This window comes from Seonamhaeicola sp. (assembly GCF_028281565.1).
GTDB lineage: Bacteria > Bacteroidota > Bacteroidia > Flavobacteriales > Flavobacteriaceae > Seonamhaeicola.
Genome location: NZ_JANQJQ010000047.1, coordinates 76,162 through 100,610 on the forward strand (window position 1 = coordinate 76,162; position 24,449 = coordinate 100,610).

At 38.8% G+C, this 24,449-nt stretch carries 26 protein-coding genes; 23 read left to right on the top strand and 3 right to left on the bottom strand.

Features of this window, described 5'->3' with window-relative positions:
- Positions 1-14 precede the first annotated feature (14 nt).
- The 8 genes from msrB (at position 15) to trxA (ending at position 9,052) form a co-directional block, all read left to right on the top strand.
- Positions 15-464 carry a peptide-methionine (R)-S-oxide reductase MsrB gene (gene msrB / locus Q0983_RS19880; protein WP_299556897.1) on the top strand — a complete coding sequence of 150 codons (450 nt, stop codon included), beginning with the start codon at positions 15-17 and terminating at the stop codon, positions 462-464.
- Between the two features lie 95 nt (positions 465-559).
- A complete protein-coding gene (msrA, locus tag Q0983_RS19885; protein WP_299556899.1) occupies positions 560-1,102 on the top strand; it encodes a peptide-methionine (S)-S-oxide reductase MsrA in 543 nt (180 codons plus the stop codon).
- A gap of 17 nt (positions 1,103-1,119) precedes the next feature.
- A complete protein-coding gene (locus Q0983_RS19890; protein WP_299556901.1) occupies positions 1,120-2,730 on the top strand; it encodes a glutamate synthase-related protein in 1,611 nt (536 codons plus the stop codon).
- Entirely contained in the window at positions 2,730-2,972 is a 243-nt protein-coding gene (locus Q0983_RS19895) for a glutaredoxin domain-containing protein (RefSeq protein WP_299556903.1), read from the top strand. Before Q0983_RS19890 ends, Q0983_RS19895 begins: the two co-directional genes overlap by 1 nt.
- Positions 2,969-3,487: a peptide-methionine (S)-S-oxide reductase gene (locus Q0983_RS19900; RefSeq protein ID WP_299556905.1), complete on the top strand. Its 519-nt coding sequence runs from the start codon at positions 2,969-2,971 to the stop codon at positions 3,485-3,487. The genes Q0983_RS19895 and Q0983_RS19900 overlap by 4 nt, the downstream gene beginning before the upstream one ends.
- Positions 3,484-4,707 carry a bifunctional alpha/beta hydrolase/OsmC family protein gene (locus Q0983_RS19905; RefSeq protein ID WP_299556907.1) on the top strand — a complete coding sequence of 408 codons (1,224 nt, stop codon included), beginning with the start codon at positions 3,484-3,486 and terminating at the stop codon, positions 4,705-4,707. Before Q0983_RS19900 ends, Q0983_RS19905 begins: the two co-directional genes overlap by 4 nt.
- Positions 4,708-4,745: 38 nt before the next feature.
- Positions 4,746-8,453, top strand: a complete 3,708-nt coding sequence (locus Q0983_RS19910; RefSeq protein WP_299556909.1) for a metallophosphoesterase — start codon at positions 4,746-4,748, stop codon at positions 8,451-8,453.
- 287 nt (positions 8,454-8,740) lie between these two features.
- Positions 8,741-9,052 (top strand): thioredoxin, encoded by a 312-nt coding sequence (gene trxA, locus Q0983_RS19915; protein ID WP_299556911.1) that lies wholly within the window; start codon positions 8,741-8,743, stop codon positions 9,050-9,052.
- Here the strand turns inward: trxA and Q0983_RS19920 are convergent.
- The gene (locus Q0983_RS19920; RefSeq protein ID WP_299556913.1) at positions 9,042-9,893 is read right to left on the bottom strand and encodes a hypothetical protein; all 852 of its coding nucleotides are present in this window, start codon (positions 9,891-9,893) and stop codon (positions 9,042-9,044) included. The two genes, trxA and Q0983_RS19920, sit on opposite strands and share 11 nt — an antisense overlap.
- Positions 9,894-10,044: 151 nt before the next feature.
- On the opposite strand from Q0983_RS19920, the gene Q0983_RS19925 reads away from it, so the two are divergent.
- Positions 10,045-10,578, top strand: a complete 534-nt coding sequence (locus Q0983_RS19925) for a DUF1697 domain-containing protein (RefSeq protein WP_299556915.1) — start codon at positions 10,045-10,047, stop codon at positions 10,576-10,578.
- Here Q0983_RS19925 and Q0983_RS19930 read toward each other — a convergent pair whose 3' ends face one another.
- Positions 10,579-11,187 carry a porin family protein gene (locus Q0983_RS19930; protein ID WP_299556917.1) on the bottom strand — a complete coding sequence of 203 codons (609 nt, stop codon included), beginning with the start codon at positions 11,185-11,187 and terminating at the stop codon, positions 10,579-10,581.
- A 95-nt stretch (positions 11,188-11,282) separates the two neighbouring features.
- On the opposite strand from Q0983_RS19930, the gene Q0983_RS19935 reads away from it, so the two are divergent.
- The 9 genes from Q0983_RS19935 to Q0983_RS19975 all read left to right on the top strand — a co-directional run bounded on the left by Q0983_RS19935 (position 11,283) and on the right by Q0983_RS19975 (position 18,221).
- Positions 11,283-12,386: a diphosphomevalonate decarboxylase gene (locus Q0983_RS19935; RefSeq protein WP_299556919.1), complete on the top strand. Its 1,104-nt coding sequence runs from the start codon at positions 11,283-11,285 to the stop codon at positions 12,384-12,386.
- Positions 12,387-12,441: 55 nt separating this feature from the next.
- The gene (locus tag Q0983_RS19940) at positions 12,442-12,789 is read left to right on the top strand and encodes a four helix bundle protein (protein ID WP_299556921.1); all 348 of its coding nucleotides are present in this window, start codon (positions 12,442-12,444) and stop codon (positions 12,787-12,789) included.
- A 187-nt stretch (positions 12,790-12,976) separates the two neighbouring features.
- Positions 12,977-13,906 carry a mevalonate kinase gene (locus tag Q0983_RS19945; protein ID WP_299556923.1) on the top strand — a complete coding sequence of 310 codons (930 nt, stop codon included), beginning with the start codon at positions 12,977-12,979 and terminating at the stop codon, positions 13,904-13,906.
- A 49-nt stretch (positions 13,907-13,955) separates the two neighbouring features.
- Positions 13,956-14,858: a geranylgeranylglycerol-phosphate geranylgeranyltransferase gene (locus tag Q0983_RS19950; RefSeq protein ID WP_299556925.1), complete on the top strand. Its 903-nt coding sequence runs from the start codon at positions 13,956-13,958 to the stop codon at positions 14,856-14,858.
- Between the two features lies 1 nt (position 14,859).
- The gene (locus Q0983_RS19955) at positions 14,860-15,810 is read left to right on the top strand and encodes a carbon-nitrogen hydrolase family protein (protein WP_299556927.1); all 951 of its coding nucleotides are present in this window, start codon (positions 14,860-14,862) and stop codon (positions 15,808-15,810) included.
- Positions 15,811-15,978: 168 nt separating this feature from the next.
- Entirely contained in the window at positions 15,979-16,377 is a 399-nt protein-coding gene (locus Q0983_RS19960) for an endonuclease domain-containing protein (protein ID WP_299556929.1), read from the top strand.
- A 121-nt stretch (positions 16,378-16,498) separates the two neighbouring features.
- Positions 16,499-17,305, top strand: a complete 807-nt coding sequence (locus Q0983_RS19965; protein ID WP_299556931.1) for a pseudouridine synthase — start codon at positions 16,499-16,501, stop codon at positions 17,303-17,305.
- Positions 17,306-17,695: 390 nt separating this feature from the next.
- Positions 17,696-17,977 (top strand): hypothetical protein, encoded by a 282-nt coding sequence (locus tag Q0983_RS19970; protein ID WP_299556933.1) that lies wholly within the window; start codon positions 17,696-17,698, stop codon positions 17,975-17,977.
- A 19-nt stretch (positions 17,978-17,996) separates the two neighbouring features.
- Complete coding sequence (locus Q0983_RS19975; RefSeq protein ID WP_299556935.1) at positions 17,997-18,221, top strand: hypothetical protein; 225 nt, start codon at positions 17,997-17,999, stop codon at positions 18,219-18,221.
- On the opposite strand, the gene Q0983_RS19980 is transcribed toward Q0983_RS19975, so the two are convergent.
- Positions 18,208-19,917, bottom strand: a complete 1,710-nt coding sequence (locus Q0983_RS19980; protein ID WP_299556938.1) for a hypothetical protein — start codon at positions 19,915-19,917, stop codon at positions 18,208-18,210. The two genes, Q0983_RS19975 and Q0983_RS19980, sit on opposite strands and share 14 nt — an antisense overlap.
- A 155-nt stretch (positions 19,918-20,072) precedes the next feature.
- Between Q0983_RS19980 and Q0983_RS19985 the strand changes: the two genes are divergently transcribed.
- The 5 genes from Q0983_RS19985 (at position 20,073) to Q0983_RS20005 (ending at position 24,394) form a co-directional block, all read left to right on the top strand.
- A complete protein-coding gene (locus Q0983_RS19985; protein ID WP_299556940.1) occupies positions 20,073-21,599 on the top strand; it encodes a carboxypeptidase-like regulatory domain-containing protein in 1,527 nt (508 codons plus the stop codon).
- Positions 21,600-21,675: 76 nt separating this feature from the next.
- Positions 21,676-22,269, top strand: coding sequence for a hypothetical protein (locus Q0983_RS19990; protein WP_299556942.1), 594 nt, complete (start codon positions 21,676-21,678; stop codon positions 22,267-22,269).
- A 63-nt stretch (positions 22,270-22,332) separates the two neighbouring features.
- Positions 22,333-23,007, top strand: a complete 675-nt coding sequence (locus tag Q0983_RS19995; RefSeq protein ID WP_299556944.1) for a hypothetical protein — start codon at positions 22,333-22,335, stop codon at positions 23,005-23,007.
- Positions 23,008-23,084: 77 nt separating this feature from the next.
- Positions 23,085-23,588 (top strand): DUF6882 domain-containing protein, encoded by a 504-nt coding sequence (locus Q0983_RS20000; protein ID WP_299556946.1) that lies wholly within the window; start codon positions 23,085-23,087, stop codon positions 23,586-23,588.
- Between the two features lie 26 nt (positions 23,589-23,614).
- A complete protein-coding gene (locus tag Q0983_RS20005; RefSeq protein ID WP_299556949.1) occupies positions 23,615-24,394 on the top strand; it encodes a DUF2262 domain-containing protein in 780 nt (259 codons plus the stop codon).
- The last annotated feature ends 55 nt before the right edge of the window (positions 24,395-24,449 follow it).

The following is a 24,449-nucleotide window of genomic DNA, read 5'->3' on the forward strand; positions in this document are numbered from 1 at the left end:
AAGGAACATTTTAAATGATAACCTGGAAAGATGTTATTAATTTCTCCGTAAACGGAAATTTAGATCCTGACATTCGTGTTGAAAAAACAGCAGAGGAATGGCGAGCCCAATTAACTCCGGAGCAGTACAGGATTACAAGGCAAAAAGGCACGGAAAGACCTCATAGTGGAGCCCTTTGCAGTACTTATGACGAAGGAAAATATAATTGCGTGTGCTGCCATGCCCCCTTGTTTGATTCTACAATAAAGTTTAGTTCCGGTACCGGGTGGCCCAGTTTTACACAACCCATAAAAGACAATGCTATTAAATATGAAAGAGATGACTCTTTCGGGATGGTACGTGTTGAGGTCATGTGTAATACCTGCGATGCGCATTTAGGCCATGTATTCCCTGACGGGCCGGAGCCCAGCGGATTACGTTATTGTATTAATTCGGAATCATTGGAGTTAGAAAAAGATAATTAAAGTAAATAAGTTCCTTTCCTTTTAACGGAAGGTGGATTTCGAAAAGACCTGCCAGGTTTTTAAAACCTGGCAGGTCTGAAAATGTAAATAAAAAAATGGATAATAAAAATTCACAATTAGCCACCTTTGGAGGTGGTTGTTTTTGGTGTACCGAGGCTATTTTTCAGGAAGTAAAAGGCGTTGAAAAAGTGGTGTCCGGATATTCCGGAGGGAATGCTCCGGGAAAACCAACCTACAGGGAAGTGTGTTCCGGTTTAACAGGGCATGCCGAAGTTGTCCAGCTAACATTTGACGCTGAGGTGATCTCGTATGAAGATATTTTGATCATTTTTATGACCACTCATGATCCTACTACTTTAAACCGACAAGGGGCAGATCAGGGGACGCAATACCGTTCGGTGATTTATTATCATGATGATGATCAAAAAGCCATAGCTGAAACCGTCGTGAAAGAAGTAGCTCCATATTATGAAAACCCTGTGGTCACAGAGATCAGTCCCTTAGATGTTTTTTACGAGGCCGAGGACTATCACCAGGACTACTACAGAAATAATACAGAGCAAGGGTATTGCAATTTTGTGATAACGCCTAAGCTGGCGAAGTTCAGAAAGCTTTATGCCGAAAAATTAAAACACTAACCAATAATCCGCAAAAGATGTCAAAAACAGCGATCGCCAAAATTTCAGAGTTACGGGATAAGGAACCTGCCCATGCTTTGGTAAGTAATACCGATTTGGTCATTATTAAACACGAGTCAGGTATCTCGGTGTTGTACGGAAGATGCCACCATAGAGGGGCTTTGCTTTCAGATGGCTTTATTGAAGGGAATAACCTTATTTGTGGTGTACACCACTGGGATTATCGCTACGATACTGGGGTTAGCGAATACAACAATGAAGAAAAGCTGCATAAGTTTACAGCCTATACGGAAGGTGATGCGTTACTGATTGATGAAAATGAAATTGCGGCTTTTGAAAAAGAGCATCCGCAACCATTCAACAGGGATGAATATTTGGGGGATTATGCAGATACGCACCCCGAAGCTACCGAACCGTATACCGGTTACATAAAAGAGTTGGCGAAAAACGGATTGAAAAATATTGGGCACCATGGTTTTTCTGCGTCTATGGGTGTTGATAGAAATACCTTGCCAACATGGAATGATATGCAGTTTTTGCCGGCACAGTTGGCCACAAGACCGTTGTTAGATCATGAGGAGGTTGCTACAAAAGTGGTTATTGGGCCTTCGGCAAAAAAACCTTTGACTATTGATATCCCTGTTTTTGTAAGTGATATGAGTTTTGGGGCACTCTCCAGGGAAGCTAAAATAGCCTTGTCAAAAGGAGCCGAAATGGCAGGGACAGGCATATGCTCAGGAGAAGGAGGTATGTTACCGGAAGAGCAAGCCAATAACTCAAAATATTTTTATGAATTGGCTTCGGCACAGTTTGGTTTTAGCTGGGATAAACTGGATCATGTACAAGCCTTCCATTTTAAGGGGGGACAGGGTGCTAAAACCGGAACAGGAGGTCATCTTCCTGGGAAGAAAGTTACTAAAGAGATTGCTGAAGTACGTGGTTTGAATGAAGGTGAAACGGCTATTTCACCGGCGGCAAATCCAAATTTCCATACGGTAGCTGATTTTAAAGAATTTGCGAATAAAGTAAGAGAACGCACCGGTGGCATTCCTATCGGGTTTAAAATAGCGGCAAGTCATATTGAAGCGGATATCCGGTTTGCACTGGATGTAGGAGTGGATTATATCATTTTAGATGGCCGTGGCGGCGGCACAGGTTCTGCACCAACCATTCTGAGAGATCATATAAATGTCCCTACAATTCCGGCTTTGGTCAGGGCAAGAACCTATTTGGATAAGGTAGGAGCAAGTCATGTTACCCTGATTATCACCGGAGGTTTGAGGGTTGCTGAAGATTTTGCCAAAGCCTTAATGCTGGGGGCCGATGCTATTGCTGTCTCCAATTCAGCTTTGCAGGCTATAGGCTGCCTGGGGATGCGAGCCTGTGGCACCAATAACTGTCCCGTAGGCATTGCAACGCAAAAAGAATCGTTACGGCAGCGGCTGATCATTGAATCATCAGCAAAACAACTCTTTAACTTTTTTCATGCCTCAAACGATTTAATAAAAGTAGTGGCCAGGGCTTGCGGGTATGATGATATTGGAAAATTTAAGCACGAAGACTTGTCGACTTTTGATTACGACATGCACCGATTGACAGGCATTAAATATGCAGGAATTAACGCCTAATGGACATTAAATTATATGGAGCCGAAAGGTGTCATAAAACAAGATATTATAAAACATTTCTAGAAACACGTAATTTAAATTACATGTTTCTTGATGTTGAAACAGATCCTATAGCTGCCAAAGAACTTCGTAGCCTCTATACTAATGGAAAACTTAATTTTCCAACGATCACTATTGACAATAAAAAGTTAAGGAATCCATCGGATAAAGATTTAGATAAGTGGATCAATAAACTGAGATGAACTCTAATTTGCAAAAAATAGCTTTAGGTGGTGGTTGCCATTGGTGCACCGAAGCTGTTTTTCAATCGCTTAAAGGCGTGAAGAAAGTAGAACAGGGTTATGTGTCTTACACTGACGAAAATGAATCTTTTTCAGAAGCTGTGATGGTTCATTACGATCCGAAGGACATTCAAATGGAAACACTTGTGGAAATTCATTTGCACACGCATAAAAGTACCAGCAATCACTCGTTTAGAGATAAATATCGTTCAGCAGTTTATATATTTTCAGAAGCTCAGGAAAAGGAAGTTAAGCTGGCTATAGAAAAGCAGCAAAAGAGTTTTGAAAATAAGATTGTCACGGGGGTGTTACCTTTTGTGAGCTTCAAACCATCTCGTGAACAAATAACGAATTATTATTATAAGAACCCTGACAAACCCTTTTGCGAGACATTTATAAATCCGAAACTCAAACTATTATTAAGCCAATATTCTAAACTGGTCTTAAAAGAAAAATTAAACCATCTTGAAAAATGAAAAGCACAAAACTTTCTATAGAAAATAAAGCGGGCCACAAATTACAAGCATATTTGGAGCTACCTGCAAATCAGAAACCTAATCATTTTGCGGTTTTCGCACATTGCTTTACTTGTTCAAGTACATTAAGTGCGGTAAAGAATATTAGTAGAGCTTTAACCAATCATGGGTTTGGTGTACTTCGCTTTGATTTTACGGGATTGGGCAGGAGTGAAGGAGCGTTTGCGGATAGTCATTTTTCTGCCAATGTTCAGGATTTAATTTCGGTAAGCAAGTTTATGGAAAGGAATTACGAGGCACCGGCTCTTTTTGTAGGCCATTCCCTTGGTGGTGCGGCCGTGTTGGCAGCTGCAAATCAATTAGACCATGTTAAGGCTGTGGCAACCATCGGAGCGCCGGCAACGGTCAGCCATGTTAAGCACCTGTTTTCACATGATATCGATAGCGTAAAGGACAATGAATTGACCCAAGTCAATATTGGCGGGCGTCCATTTAAAGTAAATCCGGAATTTATAGCAGACTTTGATAAAACCGATTTGCCGGCCCTTGTTAAAAAATTAAGGAAGCCCTTACTGATTATGCATTCACCCGTAGATACCATAGTAGGGATAAAAAATGCGGAACAACTATATCACAATGCGCATCATCCCAAGAGTTTTGTAACACTTGATAATGCAGACCACTTGCTGTCGGATTCAAACGATAGTAATTATGTTGGCAATGTTATTGGTACCTGGGTGCAACGTTATTTTAAACCGCAGGAGAACAAGATGCTAGAGATTAATGGTGAACAACTGGTGGGCCATTTAAATATAAAGGAAGATAATTTTACTACGTCCATTCAAACCAAAAACCATAGTATGATTGCTGATGAACCGATAAGTGTTGGAGGAGATGATTTTGGTCCTTCGCCTTATGAGTATCTGAATGCCGGTTTGGTGGCATGTACGGCTATGACTTTAAAACTGTATGCCCAAAGGAAACAATGGGATTTACAGGAAGTTTTTGTCTATGTTACCCACTCCAGAAAACATAGTGATGACCTGGGGCTTGTGGTTGACGCACCAAAGTATTTAGATCATATAAGTAAAAAGCTCAGGTTTGTGGGTGATTTAGATGAGCAACAAAAGAAACGGTTAAGTGAAATAGCTTCCCGGTGCCCGGTGCACAAAACTTTAGCAAGTGAAGTGGTTTTTCAAACGGAGGTATTACAAGATTAAATTGATTATATTTATATTTAAGAATTAATCCAGCCAAAATGAAAATTCGTTTAAGAACGGCCTTAGTTTTTACAGGCGTTGTACTTTTAAATGCCTGTGCCACTTACCAACCTCAGTATAAAGGTGAGGTTATATCAGGAAGTTTTCAGGAAGAAGCTATTGTGCATTCCTTTTACCTAATTGGTGATGGTGGTAACTCTCCTATCGGAACCAAATCGGATGCCTTACAGGCTTTTGAAAAAGACTTGCAAAACGCTTCAAAACAAAGTACTACTTTATTTTTAGGAGATAATATTTATCCGAAGGGATTGCCTTCTAAAGGAGAAGAAAGCAGGGCTTTTGCAGAGCATCAACTCAATGTACAGACAGATGTTGTCAAAGATTTTAAAGGAGATGCTATTTTTATTCCCGGAAACCATGACTGGTATAGCAACGGATTAAAAGGGCTCAAACGACAAGAGAAATATGTTGAAGATAAATTAGGAAAAAATACTTTTTTACCGGAAAATGGCTGTCCGTTGGAAAAAGTTAAGATCTCTGATGAGATTGTTTTGCTGATTATTGATTCCGAATGGTATTTAACCAATTGGGATAAACACCCGACCATTAATGATGATTGTGATATCAAGACGCGGACTAAGTTCTTTGATGAACTGGAAGGTGAGATAAAAAAGGCCAGGGGGAAAACTACTATTGTAGCAGTACACCATCCCATGTTTACAAATGGCTCCCATGGGGGACAGTATTCTTTTGGAAGTCATATGAGTCCGCTTCCCGTATTAGGAACCCTGAAAAATATTATTAGAGAAGCTGGTGGTGTTACTACGGTCGACATTGAAAACAGTCGATATAATGACTTTAGAAAACGTATTATAACGCTCGCTCAGGAAAACGATAAAACCATTTTTGTATCGGGGCACGATCATAATTTGCAGTACATTGTTCAGGATAATCTACCGCAAATTATCAGTGGTTCGGGATCCAAAACCAACCCAACAAGAAATGTTGGTGGTGGACTGTTTTCCTATGGAACTCCGGGATATGCGCGTTTAGATATTTTAAAAGACGGATCGTCTTATGTACGGTTTTATTCAGCTGAGGATAACAAAATCGTTTATCAAACCCAGGTACTTCCAAAAGATAAAATACATCAGGGAACCAATTATCCAAAAGTATTTCCGAAAGAAAAGACAGCTTCTATTTATACGGTAGAAGAAACTACCAAAGGCAGACTTTATAAAACTTTTTGGGGAGACCGCTATCGTGAAGATTTCAGTACGCCGGTGAAAGCACCAACGGTAAATTTAGATACCTTGTTTGGTGGCTTAACCCCTGTTAGAAAAGGTGGCGGGCATCAGTCCAAATCCTTGCGATTAGAAGATAAAGACGGTAGAGAGTATGTCATGCGGGCACTCAGAAAAAACGCGGTGCAATATTTACAGGCCGTGGCGTTTAAAGATCAATACATTGAAGGCCAGTTTGATGAAACTTATACCGAAGGGTTGCTGCTTGATGTGTTCACAGGATCGCATCCGTATGCACCGTTTACCATTGCAACCTTATCCGATGCAGTAGGCGTATTTCATACCAATCCGGTCATGTATTATGTGCCAAAACAAAATGCTTTAAAACAGTTCAATGAGGAGTTTGGAAATGAACTGTACATGATAGAAGAACGAGCGGCCGACGGACACGGTGATAAAAAGAGTTTCGGTTTTTCAGATAAGTTGATCAGTACAGACGATTTACTGAAGCAATTGCACAAAGACGAGGATATTGTTTTAGACGAACGTGCTTATATCCGAGCCCGTTTGTTCGATATGCTGATCGGTGATTGGGACAGGCACGAGGATCAATGGCGTTGGGCAAAGTTTAAGGAAAAAGGTAAAACGGTTTATCGTCCCATGCCTCGTGATAGAGACCAGGCTTTTTCTATTATGGCGGATGGTGCATTACTCGGATTTGGAACCACCGTGGTTCCGGCACTTCGTTTAATGCAATCCTATGACGAGGAACTGAATAGTCCTAAGTGGTTTAATTTAGAACCCTATCCTTTAGATATGGCTTTGATCAATGTATCCGATAAACCTGTTTGGGATGAAGAGGTAAACCATATCGTAGCTAATTTAACGGATGACGTTATTGATAAAGCATTCACTCATTTTCCGCCAGAGGTCAATCAAAATACCATCCAAACCATTAAACAAAAACTTATTGGCAGGCGAGCCAATTTGCAGCAAATATCAGATAGCTATTATTATCATATTAATAAGTTCGCAGTTATCAAAGGAACTAATAAAGATGATTGGTTTGATATAGAGCGATTGCCTAACGGAAAAACAAAAGTAACCGCCTATAGGATTAAAGGAGGGGAAAAAGCAGATGTGTTCCATGAGCGTACTTATAATAATGAACATACCAGGGAAATTTGGGTGTATGGATTAGATGATGACGATGTGTTCAGGGTTTTTGGAACCGGAGACAACCACATCAAAGTAAGGCTTGTAGGTGGTCAGAATAACGATACCTATACTATGGAGAACAAAACCGGGGTAAAGGTTTATGACCATAGATCGAAACCCAATACCTTTACTACTGAAGGTGTCAATAAAAAGTTAACAGACGACTACGAAACCAATGTTTATGATCATAAAAAACTAAAGAACAGTTCCAATCAATTGATCCCGTCTATTGGGGCCAATCCGGATGACGGGCTTAAAATAGGCTTTGTGGATACCTTTACCAATTATGGTTTTGAACGTAATCCGTTTAGTTCACAGCATACCATTTCAGGAGCTTATTACTTCGCAACCAATGGTTTTGAATTGGGGTATAGAGCAGAGTTTGCCAACGTCATGGGGACATGGAATTTAGCTTTTGATGCACAATTTACAAGTCCTAATTACGCGGTTAACTTTTTTGGATTTGGAAACAGTACCCCAAATCCCGAAGCAGATGAAGATGATGGTTTAGATGTGGATTTAGACTATAACCGGGTAAAGATCAGAACCTTTAAAGTGTCGCCGGCTTTGGTTTGGAGAGGTGAATTGGGAGCCAGTTTTTCTATAGGCGTGTCTTATGAAAGTAATGAGGTAGACAGGACTTCAGGACGGTTTGTAGTTATGCCTGATGTATTACCGGTTTCGGTGTTTGACAAACAGGATTTTTACGGAGTCAGTGCAAAATATGAATATGCCAATACCGATAATGCGGCTTTCCCGACTATGGGTATGCATTTGGCATTAGAGGCCGGCTATAAAAACAATGTAAGTACCTCCAAAGGCTTTGGATATTTGATCCCTGAGTTGAGTTTGGATTATAAACTGACCCCCAGCGGTCAATTGGTGTTCGCAACCAAATCCAGGGGCCATTTTAATTTTGGCGATGATTTTGAATTTTACCAGGCTGCCAGTATAGGCGCCAGGAATGGATTGCGGGGTTACAGGCATGAACGCTTTACCGGAAAGACTGCCTTTATACAGACGACAGACCTGCGCTTGAACCTGCGTAAGGTTAAAACCGGATTATTACCGCTAAATATTGGTATATATGGTGGTTTCGACCTGGGCAAAGTTTGGGTGGATGACGATCTGGTTTCAGTAGCCGGTTATAATTCGGATGATTGGAACACCTCCATTGGCGGTGGTATTTTTGCCAATTTAGCAGAAATGAGTACACTGAACATTTCAGCTTTTAATAGTGATGACGGCTTGCGTTTGGCCTTTAGACTGGGCTTTGGGTTTTGATACTCATATGTACACCCGGAGCATTTCGATAAGCCGTGTTAATTGGAAAGCCTTAAAAATAGATCCGTTTTTAACGCTCCTCTTAAATTTAAGAGGAGAATGAATTTCAGTTTCCAAATTAAACTGGAAGAAAGAGGAGTTTTTATCTTTTTCTTGCTCTGTCTAACCCTCCGGATCCCGATTATCATCGGAATCCACCTCCCTTTACAAAAGGGAGGAGCCCTTACCTCTAATTCTGTAATTATATCGGCTATTTCCCGTCTATTAGGTTGTAAAATATAGAATAAATGAAAAGCAGTTTCAAAGACATCATAAATTCGAATAACATAGTACTTGTAGATTTTTTTGCTACCTGGTGCGGCCCTTGTCAGGCGCTTATGCCCATTTTAAAAGAGGTGAAAGATGAACTGGGAGATGCAGTTAAAATCGTTAAGATCGACATTGATAAAAACCATGAGTTGGCAGTAAAATATCAGGTGCGAAGTGTACCCACCATGACCTTATTTGTAGACGGGGTTCCAAAATGGCGACAATCCGGTGTGTTACAAAAGAAGGACATTCTGCATGTCATAGAGGTGCATGGCGGTCTTACGGTTTAGGAATTTCAATCTTATACAAATTCCCACCCTGTCCATGCGCTTTCTCATCAGTGATGAGTAATGTATTATTATCTTTAAAACAAACCCCTTCTTTTTGAGAGATATAGTCGAAAGGGATTTCTGTTACGGTACCATTAAAGAAATCATCGCCATCAAAATTGCTAAATACCCAGGCAGCTTTGGGTGTTAGCAACACCACTTTTTTACCGTTGTCACTTATATCAGCCGAAGTGATCCAGCAGTGCGCGTCATCACAGGTACTGAAAGAACCAACAAATGTTGCTACATGTTTGCCCTTTTTAGCAGGTAATTTATAAAGGTTGGTTTTACCGAAATCACCTTTTACGCGGCTTTTTGTAAACAAATAAAGGCTATCGTTAAAATGAAAAAACGCTTCGCAATCAAAGTACATGTTTTTCTTTTTTGGCGGAAATTTGTGTTGATCTTCAAACTTAAAAGAAATAGGTTCAATACCAATTTTGGTATCTAGTTCTAAGGAGTCTTTGCTAACCTTCAGGATGGCCAAATTGTCTCTTTTGTTGGCGTTACTACCAAAATCACCAATATAAAGATTGCCTTCAGCGTCAGAGGTCAGATCTTCCCAGTCGCGGTTTTTGGCGTTTATTTTTACTTCTTTAATGATTTTACCTTTCTGGTCCAGAGCATATAAACGGGGTTTGTTACCGCTATCATTTAGCGTCCAGATCAGATCAGTGTGGATGGTTGTTTCCGTTCCCGAAACTTCGTTTAAAGTGTTGGGGAGGTCAGCAAGTACCGTTAAGTTTCCTGTCTGACAGGATACGGATAATACCACCAGAAAAACGAAGCTAAGTTTAAACATATAGCAGATTTTTAATGTTAAAAGTACATGAATTTTGTATTTTTTGGGACAAAATTTTGTTTTCATTGATGAAAATATTTTGAGTCTGAGTGTCCCCTCTACCAAGAGGGGAGTGAGGGGTGTGTTAAACTAAAAAGCTGAAATAGAACAAATGAATACTTATATAGCACTTTTAAGAGGCATTAATGTTAGCGGACAAAAGAAGATCCCTATGGCGGAATTGCGTGAATTGCTGGCTAAATCAGGTTTTAAAAAGGTGCAAACCTATATTCAAAGCGGCAATGTGGTCTTTCAATCTTCTGAAACTGATAAAGGCGCCTTAGCCTTAAAAATGCATAGCGCCATCAAATCACATTTTGGATTTGAGGTGCCCGTGTTGGTATTGACGCCTAAGGATCTAAAGCAAATATTCGGGGATTGTCCGTTTCCGCAGGAGAAAAAAGAAAACAGCTATTTTACCATGCTGTATACCACACCGGATAAAGGCCTGGTTGAAGAAGCTTCAAAGAAAACATACCCGAACGAGGAGTTTGTCATCACTCCTAAATGCATCTATTTTTATTGTGACATAGGCTATGGTAAAGCTAAATTCTGCAACAATTTCTTTGAGCGAAAATTAAAAACCACGGCAACAGCCAGAAATTATAAAACCATGGTAAAGCTTGTGGAGATGTCTAAGACTTGATCAGTTCAACCAATAACCAATAGCTAACTGAAATAAAACTATGGACGTCCCTTCTGTATCTCCTGCATTATTTTTAATAATGTCTGAAGGCGTATAGTTAAATCTAAATTGACCTACCCAATTGTTATCTATAGCATAACTGGCTCCTGCTGTTAAACCAAAAGTCAATGTTTTTACCCTGTTTGTTTTTGCTAAGTCATTTCCACTTGAAGAGGTTTTTTGACGCTCATCTACCAGGAAAGAAAACTTAGGACCTGCTTCAAAGCTAAAATTATCAACACTGTAAACTGTTGCCAAAACAGGAATACTGAGAAACGTCATACGGTGTGATGTAGAACCGCTTCTTGTTTCACCTACTCTTGAGATTTGCGGCTCAGCTTGAATTTTAAAGTCCAAAGCTGTAGGAATCTCAATAATACTGCCTATATGAAAATCTGTAAGATAACCACCTCCCGGAGCATCTATACCGGCTCTGGTTGAATAGTTAAGCCCTCCTTTAATAGCAAAATGCCAATTATTAGGGGATGAATCCGTACTTGTTTTGTCATCTTGTGCATGTGACGTGTAAATTAGAGCTAGCATAAGTAGGGTTAAAATTACTCTTTTCATTTTTTGAAGTGTTAATTAGATTATACTTGAAAGTTTTACACTACAAGATACAAAATTTGGTGAAATTAGTATCTTTGCCTCTCCAAAACAGTTACATGACAGAAACAGATTTTGTCCTTGACCAATATTCCCAAATAGACAGTGGGAGTCATACCTGGTCTTCACCTAGCAACATAGCCTTAGTAAAATATTGGGGAAAAAAGGACAATCAGATTCCTGCCAACTCATCCATAAGTTTTACGCTTGATAACTGTAAAACGGTCACGACGCTGCGGTACTCAAAAAAAGACCATGCAGATGACTTTTCGTTTGAGGTGTTTTTAGATGGCGATAAAAAAGATAGTTTCAAACCAAAAATTGAAACGTTCTTTAAACGTATTGAAGCCTATGTGCCTTTTTTAAGGGATTATCATTTTGTGATTGAAACGGCTAATACGTTTCCGCACAGTTCCGGGATAGCCTCATCTGCCTCAGGAATGAGTGCTTTGGCCTTATGTTTAATGAGTATTGAGAAGGAATTAATTGGTGCCAATGTCATTCTGAGCGAAGCCGAAGAATCTTATTTCATTAAAAAAGCCTCCTTTTTAGCCCGCTTGGGATCTGGTAGTGCCTGCCGTAGTATAGAAGGAGATTTGGTAGTTTGGGGCGAACATCAGGATATACAAGGAAGTTCGGATTTATTTGGAGTTAAGTATCCTTTTGAAGTGCATAAAAATTTCAAGAATTATCAGGATACTATTTTATTGGTTGACAAAGGCGAAAAACAAGTAAGCAGTACGGTGGGACATGGTTTGATGCATAACCACCCGTTTGCTGAAGAGCGTTTTAAACAGGCACATGACAACCTTTCAACCCTAATAAACGTATTTAAGGCAGGCGATTTGGATACATTTATTAGTATTGTTGAAAGTGAAGCGCTAACCCTGCATGCCATGATGATGGCCAGTATGCCGTATTTTATTTTAATGAAACCAAATACTTTGGAGATCATCAATAAAATTTGGGTGTTCAGGCAGGAGACAGGCTCCAAAGTATGCTTTACACTGGATGCCGGGGCCAATGTACATGTGCTGTATCCGGAGGCTGAATGTGAACAAGTCTGTGAATTCATTAAAAATGAATTAGTTGCACATTGTCAAAATGGACAGTATATTTGTGACCAAATTGGCTTTGGTGCACGGTTAATGAAGAATGAATAGTTAATAATGAAGAATTAAATGTAACTTACTTGAGTTTAACATTAATTCTGATTTTATGAAACAAAATATCATCAAAGACAAAAGTTTTAAGTTTGCAGTAGACATTGTAAATCTATATAAGGAATTGGCATACGATAAAAAAGAGTTTGTCATGTCAAAGCAATTATTGAAATCCGGGACGTCCATTGGAGCAAATGTTCGGGAAGCTGAATTTGCCCAGAGTAAAGCGGATTTTACCAACAAAATGTCTATAAGTTTGAAAGAAGCAAACGAAACGGATTATTGGTTGGATTTGTTAAGAGCAACGGATTTTATTGATGAAGACCAATTTCAAAAGTATAAACCAAAGTCTAACGAAATGTTGAAGCTTTTAGTAAGTATTGTTAAATCGTCAAAACAGTAATTATTGATTATTCAATAAAGAATGATAAAAAAGCTTGCATTTTGTTTAAATATTTTTTAATTTAGTTAAACAAAATAATTTATAAACCCAAATCAAGCCGGTGAAATGTTGAAAATTATTAATGAGTGTTACTGAAATCTCTAAATAGTAATTATTAATTTTTCACTATTAATTATTAATTCAAATAATGAAAGGACCACTTTTTTATTCTAAAATATTGCTCTTTGGAGAGTATGGTATTATCAAAGATTCCAAAGGCTTGTCCATTCCCTATAGTTTTTATAACGGTGCTTTAAAAACAGATGAAAACCCTTCTGAAGAAGCTATTAGATCCAATGAAGGTCTAAGGAAGTTTACAGCCTATTTGGAAACCATTGATGCCGATTTGGTTACTTTCGATCTAGCCTCTTTGAAGACCCATGTGGAAGCAGGTATGTATTTCGATTCTTCCATTCCGCAAGGTTATGGCGTAGGTAGTAGCGGTGCTTTGGTAGCAGCTATTTATGATAAATATGCTCAGGATAAAATTACAGTCCTTGAAAATTTAACACGTGATAAACTGTTAAGGCTCAAATCTATTTTTTCAGCTATGGAATCCTTTTTCCATGGAAAATCATCCGGTTTAGATCCGTTAAACAGTTATTTGAGCATTCCGATTCTTATTAACTCAAAAGATAATATTGAGGCTACCGGCATTCCGTCGCAAAAGACCGAAGGTAAAGGTGCCGTATTTTTATTAGATAGCGGGATTATTGGAGAAACGGCCCCCATGATCAGCATTTTTATGGAAAACATGAAGCAGGAAGGATTCCGTAACATGCTTAAGGACCAATTCATAAAACATACCGATGCTTGTGTTGAGGATTTCTTGAAAGGCGATATTAAATCGTTATTCACTAATACCAAGCAGTTGTCAAAAGTAGTATTGAATCATTTTAAGCCTATGATCCCAAAGCAATTTCATGACCTTTGGAAACGCGGTATTGAAACTAACGATTACTACTTAAAACTATGTGGTTCCGGAGGCGGTGGTTACATTCTTGGTTTTACCGAGGATATCCAAAAAGCAAAACAGGCACTTTCCAACTATAAATTGGAAGTGGTTTATAACTTCTAGACAGTTTATTGTCATCCTGAACTTGTTTCAGGATCTCATCATATTTTTTATGCTTTCAAGACGACAGAAACATATCCTTCTAAAATTTTTTAGTATGTTTTCTGTGGTTAGAGGTTACAACATTTTAGTCATTGTTGTAGCCCAATATTTAGCAGCCATTTACATTATGGCTCCTGACAAACCACTAAGCCATGTGGTTTTCGATCTCAATTTACTCATGTTGGTGTTAGCGTCGGCAGCCACGATTGCAGGAGGTTATATCATTAACAATTTTTACGATTCCGAGAAAGACCTGATCAACCGGCCCATAAAATCAAGGTTAGACAGGTTGGTAAGTCAAAACACCAAACTGTCCTTTTACTTTGTGCTTAATTTTTTAGCGGTGATCATGGCTAGTTATGTGTCGTTTAGAGCCGTGGTGTTCTTTTCGTTTTATATTTTCGGTATATGGTTCTATTCCCATAAACTCAAAAGGCTACCCTTTATAGGGAACTTGACGTCGGCTACACTGACCATCACGCCGTTTTTCGCCATTTTTATGTATTATAAGAACTTCGAGACCGTCATTTTTGTACATGCCACTTATTTGTTTTTGATCATATCCATGCGTGAACTCACCAAAGACCTGGAGAATATTAAGGGCGATCTGGCCCTTAATTATCAAACCATACCTATAGCCTATGGTGAAAGAGCTTCCAAAATGATGCTTTCAATACTTTCAGTACTAACGCTGATTCCAACTTACCTACTGCTCTTCCGGTATCAAATAGGGCATATGTACCTGTTCTTTTATTTAAGTACAGTGCTGTTATTTGTATTTTTAATGATCCTGTGGCGGTCAAAAACCAAGACTCATTATCTTATATTACACAACATTTTAAAGTTTATTATACTGGCCGGTGTTTTTAGTATTTTACTTATTGATGTGAGTGTGATTTTAAATAGAATTTGATATGAATAACTTATTAAAAGTGGCTTTGGCTCAGATCGCTCCGGTCTGGTTGAATAAACAGGCGACGCTGAAAAAAGTTGAAAACGCTATTACAGAGGCTTCTAAAGAAGGCTCGGAATTAATAGTTTTTGGCGAAGGGTTGCTTCCCGGGTATCCGTTTTGGTTAGCCTTGACGGGCGGAGCCGAATGGGATAAGAAAGTTAACAAGGAACTGCATGCGCATTATGTGAAAAATGCCGTCACCATTGAAAAAGGCGATCTGGAACCGGTTTGTAAATTAGCTAAGCAACATAAAATGGCCGTCTATTTGGGCATCATTGAGCGGCCATTAGACAGGGGTGGTCATAGTGTTTATGCATCTTTGGTGTATATAGACCAGGAAGGGATGATACAATCGGTGCATCGTAAGTTGCAACCTACCTATGATGAACGTTTAACATGGGCTCCGGGGGATGGCAATGGGTTACAGGTCCATCCGTTAAAGGATTTTACGGTAGGCGGCTTGAATTGTTGGGAAAACTGGATGCCTTTACCCAGAGCAGCACTTTACGGTTTAGGTGAGAACTTACATATTGCCGTATGGCCAGGTGGCGACCATAATACAAAGGATATTACACGATTTATTGCCAGGGAGTCACGCTCTTATGTCATTTCGGTGAGCAGTTTAATGACCAGGGCAGATTTCCCGAACAACACACCTCATTTAGATAAAATATTGGAAAATGCCCCGGATGTTTTGGCTAATGGCGGCAGCTGTATAGCCGGACCTAATGGCGAATGGATCATAGAACCGGTTTTACACCAGGCCGGATTGATTGTTGAGACTATAGATTTTAGTCGCGTCCTGGAGGAACGGCAAAATTTTGATCCCGTTGGGCATTATTCCAGGCCGGATGTTACCAAGTTAACCGTAAACAGAGCACGACAATCCACCGTAGATTTTAACGGGTAGAGTATAATTATTGTTTTACATCGCTCTTATCCCGATAGCTATCGGGACCTCCTTTACTTCCACTAAGCTCAGCACAAGCTTAGGAGGGGAACTGTTGCTTTAAAAAATGGGGTATGAGTGTCCCCTCTAGTAAGAGGGGAGTAAGGGGTGTGTTTTTAAATTTACAAAATGAAGATCTATTACAATCCTAAATTAAAAGAACTAGCCAGGCAACTTCGAAATAATGCAACAAAGTCAGAAATAAAACTTTGGACTTATTTAAGAAGGAATCAAATGCATGGTTATGATTTTCATAGACAAAAGCCAATTGATGAATATATTGTGGATTTCTTTTGTAATAAACTTCAGTTAGCTATTGAGTGTGACGGATACTCTCATGAGATATTAGAGGTTTATGAGAAAGACGTTAAAAAGACAAAACGCCTAAACGAACTTGAAATTACAGTTTTACGTTTTTCAGATTATCAGGTTATGAATGATATTGATAATGTGATTCGGGCCATTGAGGATTATATTTTTAAATTTGAAGAGAACAATTTTACACCTCCCTTAATCCCTCCTTGTTAGGAGGGAAACAGTTGCTTTAAAAAATGGGGTATGAGTGTCCCCTCTAGTAAGAGGGGAGTCAGGGGTGTGTTATAAATTTTAGAATGAAAAAAATCATGTACTTTTGCCAAAAATCAGAACCATGAACAGGCAACGCGGCGGAAAACCACAAGGAAAACGATTCAACAAGAGTCATTCAAAGCCTAATGAGCAACCAAAGGCATCAGCAAATAAAGGAAACTCTAATGAGATTCGTTTGAATAAATACATTGCTAATTCCGGTATTTGCTCGCGTCGTGAGGCCGATGTGCATATAGCCACAGGCTTAGTGTCGGTAAACGGTAAAGTAGTTACCGAAATGGGCTATAAAGTAAAACCCGGGGATGAGGTGCGTTATGACGGTTCCAGGATCAACCCCGAACAAAAAGCCTATGTGCTTTTAAACAAGCCCAAAGGCTTCGCCACCACTACCAGCGAGGGTAAAGGACGTACCGTTATGGACCTGGTTGCCAATGCCACAGCTTCGCGAATAAAACCCATTGGACGTTTAGGCAGAAACTCAAAAGGCCTGTTATTGTTTACTAACGATACTGAGATTGAAAATAAATTCAAGAACTCCAAAAGAGGCGTGCCTCGTTTATTTCATATTGAACTGGATAAAAACCTGAAGCTGGAAGATCTGAAGAAGATCCAGAACGGCTTTAAGATCCAGGACAAGTTAATAACGGTAGAAGAAATAAGTTATATAGAAGGGGCTACAAAAAAAGAGATCGGGCTCAAAATAAAGAATACAGGGAATACCATTATCCGAACCATTTTTGAGCATTTTAATTATGATATCCTCAGTATAGACTGTGTAGCCATTGCCCACCTTACCAAAAAGGATATTCCACGCGGACATTGGAAACACCTGTCTAAGGAAGAGCTTAGTATGTTAAAAATGCTTTAAACATCCTACAAGTTAGATATAGGTGTCATTCCGGATACTATCGAAAACAAAACATATTTTGTTTGAAGCTATAAAGCATAGCTTTTGAGATTTCTCGTCACTCGTTCCTCGCTCTGTCGAAATGACAAGTAATTGAATTTCAGTTTTTGTAATTTAAAGTTGTGTCGTTATTTAGGTCGAACTTGTGTTAAATTATCGATATGTTATTAGTTATCCCTTTAAAGTTAACGATTACATAATACCGGCATTTACTTTTTTGTATTTCATTTGTAGCAGTGTTTATTTAAATTATACCGACTGAAATTTTATGTGTATTTTTTCAGAAATATTTTTTAAATTGAACCTATGTTTTAGTATTTGTTTTAAAAATAACCCCAAAAAAAAATTAAAATGATACGTAAAATTGTAGATTACCAAAAATTGAATCAGGATATCCTGAATCTTCTTGTGGAAAAGTTTCCGGATGGTTATGGCGATAGAGATATTATCTCTTTTAGAAATGCCCATAACGATTTGATTGAAGCTGTAGAAGTTAGGACCGAGGATACCATATACCTGGTTAAAGTTGGAACGCATTTGGCAAACGCCATGATGGATTTTGGTGATGAAAGTGATACAAGTGCCGATACGCCGCCACCTGCTCCCGATGCTAATTTCAATGATGAAGATTAATATTGATCCTGTATTTTAAATGAGAACCGCGATTTTTAAGTCGTACCAGGATGGCTACTATACATTTTGGTTTGACAATGGTGATGAGCTTACCTTTGAAGAAGTGCATCCCAAAGCGTTGTACAAGTACAACTTAAAAGAAGACGCGTCTTTTATAGACAAAGCCTTTAAACTTTCTTATTCCGAAGTTTTTGACGACCTGGACCGGGCTATTTACAGAATAGATTCGCTTACACTGCTTTAGATTTCTTTCTAAAAATATCCCAAAAGAACACACCATATACCACCAGGTATTCTATGGCAATGATCAGGAGGTTTTCAGATTTCTGAGACGTTCCGGCCTGTATATAGGCCAGGTAACTTAAAATGATCACAAAACTCCATACCAAAGGGAATTTGTACCTCGTGAAAACGGATAAAGCTAACAGTGTTGCCACATACCAAGGATGGACGGTAGTAGCCGTAAAGTAGTAAAAACTCAACGCTAGCAGCATTGCGGTTATAAGTTGGGCCATAGACCTGTTCTTCCTGAAAAAGCTTAGGATAAGCACGAAAGCAATCACTACATAGGGAATATAGCTTCCGATAATGGCAATTTCGTTATAACCTCTAAAGGTGTAGCCTATCTCACGGGCTACATAGTAGAGGCTGGCATTAAATTCAAAATACTGAAACCAAAGCGCCACCGTTTCTGCATAGTTTTCAATAAACTGCGTTGAAAAGAACGGCGCAAAAAGTAAAAGCGTAACACCACCCACAATAGCATAAAACCCAATTAGCTTTGTCATTCTGAGCGCCGGCGAAGAATCTCTTCCGTCATTGCGAGGAACCTGAGACGAAGCAATCTCACCCGCTTTGTCATGCTGAACGGTTACTGAGGCACCCGAAGTGCGTTTCAGCATCTCATCACTTGCTTTGGCATCACCGGAAGGTCTCGACTGCGCTCGACCGGACAAGTTATGTTCTTTGTCACCCTGAGCAGACCCTGAGGTGTTATTCCGAGATCCCCCTTTTTTAATGAAAAAATCTATTAACCTTGTCATTCTGAGCGCCAGCGAAGAATCTCTTCTGTCATTGCGAGGAACTTGAGACGAAGCAATCTCATTATTTGAAACAGATTGCTTCACGCTGTTCGCAATGACGTTACGTTTAGTGAACCACTGCAAAAACAACGGCAAAAAGATAAGCGGTATCAACTTGGTTGAAACGGACAACGCCAGAACCACCGCAGCCCAATACCATTTCCCTTTATGCAACAAATACAAGCTCCACACCAAAAAGAAGATCATAACACCTTCAAAATGCAGGTTGCCGGTGAGTTCTATAATGATAAACGGGTTTAAAACGTACCAAAAGATATTATGCACAGGAAGCTTTAACCGTTCCAAAAGTCTTTTGCCAAAATAGAGGGTACCGAAGTCGGCGGCAATGATGAGCACACGTAGCACTACGGCCGACCCTAAAATGCTCTTTCCGGCCAACAACCCCGCTATGATAAAACACAATTGATTGATGGGCGGATAATTGGTATAATGACCGGCATTTAAGGTGCCCATACCGTGATACAACTCCCGGGCTTGCGCCACAGGAAAATCGCCTTGTTCTATAAAAGCGGTTACGGTGTATACATACGGATTAAACCCTTCCAGGATCATACGGCCATCCCAGATAAACCGGTAAAAATCCTGAGACAAATTGGGAATAGCCAAAAGAAGCACAGCTCTAAACAAAAACGCAATAGCCGTTAATAATTTAAAGTTGTTTTTGTAGCTTCTCAGTAGCCAGTAAAACAACCCAAATAATGCCGTATAAAGGCTGACCAGCTTCACGTATTGTGTACGTTCCAGATCATAAGCAAAAACCGCATAAAGCACACAACTAACCAATGTTAGCAATAAAGGTGTTTTATAGAGTTTTAAAACCGGGAGGTTGAATTGCATAAACCAAATATAGCACTAATGTTTCTGTCATCCTGAACTCGTTTCAGGATCTCATAACGTATTTCTTAAGTAACAACAAGAAATACGTTATGCTTGGTAGTCCTTTCATTAAAAAACTTACTTGGTCTGGCACGAAAAATGTCCTAAATTAGAATATGCAAAAAATATACGCCGCCTCCATTTTATCACTGCTTTTGGCCTATTCGGTACATGCCCAGTCCGCTGATTTTATTTACGGAAGTATAATCGATTCAAAAACAGGTCAGGGCATTGCTTTTGCAACTGTATTATTGAAAGACGCTTCAAAAGGGGTTGTAGCAGATGAACAGGGCGGTTTTTCAATACCTAAAACTGTAGCGGATCGGTATGAGGCCTTAATGATCTCCTGTATTGGTTATGAGACCAAACAGGTAGATCTAAAAACATTAAAACAGGATAGCCTAAATACCATCCCCTTGAAAGTGGCTATTTCATTATTGGATGAAGTGGTTGTTACGGCTGCAAAAAAACGGTTGTCTGTTAGAAAAATAGTAAGGAAGGCCATACAACAAATACCGTTTAATTACTCCAGGGTTCCTTTTTCTTATACGGCTTATTATCGTGACTATCAGAAACAGTCAGATACATATATTAATCTGAATGAGGCCATCGTTGAAATACATGATAACGGTTTTGATACCTATGACCGTTCGGATAGTAACATACGTCTGTTAGACTATAAAACTAACAGCGATTTTAACAGGGAACCGTCATTGGAAATTAATTATGACAATACCAATAGAAAATTTATACCAAATGCCATCATCCACCCCAGTGGCGGCAATGAATTAACCATTTTGATGACGCATGATGCCATTAGGAACTATAAACATTCGGCCTACTCTTTTATGTATGTTATGGAAAAGGATTTCATCAAGAATCATGACTTTAAATTAACGGAAGTCATTCAAATGAATGATGACAATCTGTATGTCATAGATTTTAAACTGAAGCCGGTTACAAGTACAGAGTATCTGGTTACCGGTCAGTTATTCATTAACAGGAACACGTTTGCCATACATAAACTGGACTATGCCTTGTTTTTAAAAAAAGGAAAAGAACACATTTGCAATATTCATGTGGAATACAAGGAACAGCACGGACTCATGTATTTAAATTATATTTCCTTTAATAATACGTTTAAAGCGCCGGACCCGGAAGATTTTGGAATAAGTGAGGTGGCGTATAACCCTTACAGAGAGTATTTACAAATTGCATTTAATAATCCGTATTCCGAAGATCAGGCCGGGGCGTTGTCTAACTATGAGGTTAAAATTGATAATAAAAAAATAGCCATAAGGGATGTTATATTAGATCCTTCGGATAAAAGGAAAATAAAGTTGTTGTTAGATTTCAAAGATTCCGATCCGCCAATTATCACAAGTGCCATTGGGGATAGATTAAGTCTTTTGATTTCAAATGTAACGGATATAGAAGGCCGTGTATTAGGAGAGCAAACGTTATTAAAATATAAACAATACCGGGAGTTGTTTGTACAGGAGGTTCATACACAGCCTAAAGAGACTTCCGCAACTTTTATTGATAAGTTTTTGTCTTTAAGACATGGCCATTTTAGTGCATCTACACAGACCCTGGACTATTGGATGAACACCCCGTTAAAAAAAGAGGTAAATGATAAATAGAATGGATTGTTTTGTGGGAAAAATTGGCTAACTTCGTTAGAGTGTATGAATATAGCGAGTTATATTAAATTTGAGAATGAATAGATTTCAAGACAAAAATATAAGCGTTTACCATTTTGAAAATGAAATTTTGGTTGAATGTCCAAAGTGTCGACAGCGAGCAATGGTAACAAAAGATGAGCCGAAGTCGTTCTTTTCACAGAGAACATTGAAATGCCCAAGTTGTTTTCATTCAGAAAAAGGTAGAAAAGAATCGTTTTCGGTTGAACTTAAATGTCATTGCTCCCATTGCGCCGCAGAAATAAACGTTAATATTCCAAACGTAAATGAAAGAAAAGAGACTATTGCAATAAAGTGTTCAAACTGTGGTGAAATTGAAAATTATAGACCGCGAAATATTGAACAGCAATGGAAATATCAAAGAACTGGAAAACCATCAGACAATTACTTTGGATTGCCTCTGTGGTTGACAGATAATTTTGGAGGTAATAGCTTTTGGGCCTTCAATTATGACCATTTGGAATATCTCAAAGAATACATTTTAGCAGATTTAAGAGAAAAGAATGGACGAACTCATTGGACAATGGTAGAGAAGCTTCCTGATTGGATGAAATCTGGGAAGAATCGAGAAAAATTAATAAAACTGATAACGGAATTGGAAAGAAAATAAAGCGCTTCCTATCAATAGATATAATCAATCCTGATATAGATGGTAAAATTAATAACGAACTAAGTGATGAAAGAACTAGAGCTTAACAATTCAGACCCGGAGGATATTGAGTTCTTACTTGCAAAAGTAGAGGGCTCCTTTGGTATTAGGTTTCATGGCAAAGAGCTTGTTCATGTAAATACATTTGGTGAAATGTGTGACCATATTAAGAACAAAATAGTACTTGACCATGAGGACAATTGTACCTCTCAGCAGGCTTTTTACAAATTACGGGGTGCATTAATGACTGCCCTGCAAATTGACAAAGAAACGGTAACACCGGACACTCTACTCAAAGACCTTTTGCCAAAACCAATAAGAAGATCAAAGACCAAACAAATAGAGAAAAATTTAGGGTTTAAGTTGTCCCTCCTGAGACCACCGCATTTCATAATGCAGTACCTTGGTCTGTTGTTTATTGGCTCTTTGATTGGATTAGGGTTTTCATGGCAATATGCACTGGTAGGCCTTGGCCTTTCTATAGCTGGATTTTGGCTTGCAGTCAAGATGGGAAATGAACTTGATCTGAGAACAGTGAGAGAACTTGTAGAAAAAATGTCAAGGGAGCATTATTTAAAATCCAGACGAAACCCAAAGACTTATAACAAGAATGAAATTGAAAAGGTGTTGATAGAATGGTTTAGCTATGACCTGGTTATTGATAAATCGAAATTAACGCGTGATGCAAGTTTGACTTAGAAAAATAAAATTGCACTCCAAAAGAAAAGTATTGATCAACGGCTGATGCGTTATAACCAATTTAAGCAAACATAATAATGATGAATTTTTTTAAATCCTTGTTCGGAAAAGATAAAGCTACCATGCAATGGAATAACCATGACTTTATAGAAGGGGCCTTTGAAGGGCTTCAATTGCAAACGGACGCGCACAAGAAAACCTGGAAATTGGGAAAAGAAAAGCAGTGGAATGTTGATATGAATGAAGGCATGCTTTGGTTTGATTTCTCGGATGGTACGAGAGTATCAACGGATATTCAAATCATCGGAACTTACAATTCGAAGAATGGCACATTTTTGTGGGGTTGGGATCACCCGTCTGTGAGAGGCGAATTGGCGCAACATGCGAATCTTGCTTACGAGTGGGGAAAGGAAAACGAGGAACCCGGTTTTACGGAAGTGCAATTGACCTGCTCTATTGATGATGTATGGAAAATTGCCGGTGCAGTAAATAGAATCTCCGGAGGAAGTGGTGTCTACAAAGGAAACTCAGGAGCAACACAGGTATTTATGACACTGGGAACCATAGAAATGGGAAAATAACAGGTCATGCCTAATAGAACAATGATATGATCTCAAAAATTAAATCCTTATTTCAACCTACCAAAGGAGACTCTTTTATTGGATTGATTGACGAAGATGGTGTTGGGAAATCTTCTTTTGAAGGTGAGTGCTCTATGACATTTGGTTTATGTGCATATATTAAGAATAACAACCCCGTTGAAACAAAAGAGGCTGTGGTACATCGAAAGATCCCAAATATGGATTACACCATAAAAGGGCTTGAACCTTTAACAATAGTAGAATTTAGAGGAGAGCAAATAGATTACCATGGTCAAAACAGGATTAATCTTTTGTCAATTGTTAAAACTGAATCGAGCAATGCCGTATTGGAGGAAATATTACAAAAAAGACTTGAGCCGGTTGAATTCAAAAGTGAAGTGTTTGGTTCTTTTATTTTGGACAGGAGGTCGCATTGGTTCGAAACTAAGGCACAATGGAAAAACCAGCAAATTGAACTGTTTTTATCCGGAACTTTAGCCGATATCAGGGGATTGGAATCTACAGCTATTAAACTCTTCATAGAAAGTGATAAGTGGGATGAGAAAATAAAAAAGAAAATAGCTTCTGACTTACTGTCTCTTAAAAATGAAAGTTGGATTGATGAAAATGAAAGCCCTCTCAGTGAGAAGGAATTTCTTAGCAAAATAACTTTAGAAAGTATTGTTATCCATGACGAGGAGGATTTTGAATTCTGGTTTAATGACGGAGACATTTTCTGGGGGCACACTATAAGTGTAGAGGGCAATCTGAATGGCCATTTGGATAAAGCCGGAATCCATGGGTAAGCGCAAAACTTACTTCATGTTGTGGGAAAAATTAACTAACTTCGTTTGGCTACAT

What these genes read in the sequence shown, in the direction of transcription:
- Q0983_RS19945 (WP_299556923.1), top strand. Translation starts at nt 12,977, where the DNA reads ATGAAAGGACCACTTTTTTATTCTAAAATATTGCTCTTTGGAGAGTAT.
- Q0983_RS19935 (WP_299556919.1), top strand. Translation starts at nt 11,283, where the DNA reads ATGACAGAAACAGATTTTGTCCTTGACCAATATTCCCAAATAGACAGT.
- Q0983_RS19920 (WP_299556913.1), bottom strand. Translation starts at nt 9,893, where the DNA reads ATGTTTAAACTTAGCTTCGTTTTTCTGGTGGTATTATCCGTATCCTGT.
- Q0983_RS19955 (WP_299556927.1), top strand. Translation starts at nt 14,860, where the DNA reads ATGAATAACTTATTAAAAGTGGCTTTGGCTCAGATCGCTCCGGTCTGG.
- Q0983_RS19970 (WP_299556933.1), top strand. Translation starts at nt 17,696, where the DNA reads ATGATACGTAAAATTGTAGATTACCAAAAATTGAATCAGGATATCCTG.
- Q0983_RS19905 (WP_299556907.1), top strand. Translation starts at nt 3,484, where the DNA reads ATGAAAAGCACAAAACTTTCTATAGAAAATAAAGCGGGCCACAAATTA.
- Q0983_RS19930 (WP_299556917.1), bottom strand. Translation starts at nt 11,187, where the DNA reads ATGAAAAGAGTAATTTTAACCCTACTTATGCTAGCTCTAATTTACACG.
- trxA (WP_299556911.1), top strand. Translation starts at nt 8,741, where the DNA reads ATGAAAAGCAGTTTCAAAGACATCATAAATTCGAATAACATAGTACTT.
- Q0983_RS19975 (WP_299556935.1), top strand. Translation starts at nt 17,997, where the DNA reads ATGAGAACCGCGATTTTTAAGTCGTACCAGGATGGCTACTATACATTT.
- Q0983_RS19990 (WP_299556942.1), top strand. Translation starts at nt 21,676, where the DNA reads ATGAATAGATTTCAAGACAAAAATATAAGCGTTTACCATTTTGAAAAT.
- msrB (WP_299556897.1), top strand. Translation starts at nt 15, where the DNA reads ATGATAACCTGGAAAGATGTTATTAATTTCTCCGTAAACGGAAATTTA.
- Q0983_RS19900 (WP_299556905.1), top strand. Translation starts at nt 2,969, where the DNA reads ATGAACTCTAATTTGCAAAAAATAGCTTTAGGTGGTGGTTGCCATTGG.
- Q0983_RS19925 (WP_299556915.1), top strand. Translation starts at nt 10,045, where the DNA reads ATGAATACTTATATAGCACTTTTAAGAGGCATTAATGTTAGCGGACAA.
- Q0983_RS19910 (WP_299556909.1), top strand. Translation starts at nt 4,746, where the DNA reads ATGAAAATTCGTTTAAGAACGGCCTTAGTTTTTACAGGCGTTGTACTT.
- Q0983_RS19890 (WP_299556901.1), top strand. Translation starts at nt 1,120, where the DNA reads ATGTCAAAAACAGCGATCGCCAAAATTTCAGAGTTACGGGATAAGGAA.
- Q0983_RS19980 (WP_299556938.1), bottom strand. Translation starts at nt 19,917, where the DNA reads ATGCAATTCAACCTCCCGGTTTTAAAACTCTATAAAACACCTTTATTG.
- Q0983_RS20005 (WP_299556949.1), top strand. Translation starts at nt 23,615, where the DNA reads ATGATCTCAAAAATTAAATCCTTATTTCAACCTACCAAAGGAGACTCT.
- Q0983_RS19960 (WP_299556929.1), top strand. Translation starts at nt 15,979, where the DNA reads ATGAAGATCTATTACAATCCTAAATTAAAAGAACTAGCCAGGCAACTT.
- Q0983_RS19950 (WP_299556925.1), top strand. Translation starts at nt 13,956, where the DNA reads ATGCTTTCAAGACGACAGAAACATATCCTTCTAAAATTTTTTAGTATG.
- Q0983_RS19965 (WP_299556931.1), top strand. Translation starts at nt 16,499, where the DNA reads ATGAACAGGCAACGCGGCGGAAAACCACAAGGAAAACGATTCAACAAG.
- Q0983_RS19985 (WP_299556940.1), top strand. Translation starts at nt 20,073, where the DNA reads ATGCAAAAAATATACGCCGCCTCCATTTTATCACTGCTTTTGGCCTAT.
- Q0983_RS19895 (WP_299556903.1), top strand. Translation starts at nt 2,730, where the DNA reads ATGGACATTAAATTATATGGAGCCGAAAGGTGTCATAAAACAAGATAT.
- msrA (WP_299556899.1), top strand. Translation starts at nt 560, where the DNA reads ATGGATAATAAAAATTCACAATTAGCCACCTTTGGAGGTGGTTGTTTT.
- Q0983_RS19940 (WP_299556921.1), top strand. Translation starts at nt 12,442, where the DNA reads ATGAAACAAAATATCATCAAAGACAAAAGTTTTAAGTTTGCAGTAGAC.
- Q0983_RS20000 (WP_299556946.1), top strand. Translation starts at nt 23,085, where the DNA reads ATGATGAATTTTTTTAAATCCTTGTTCGGAAAAGATAAAGCTACCATG.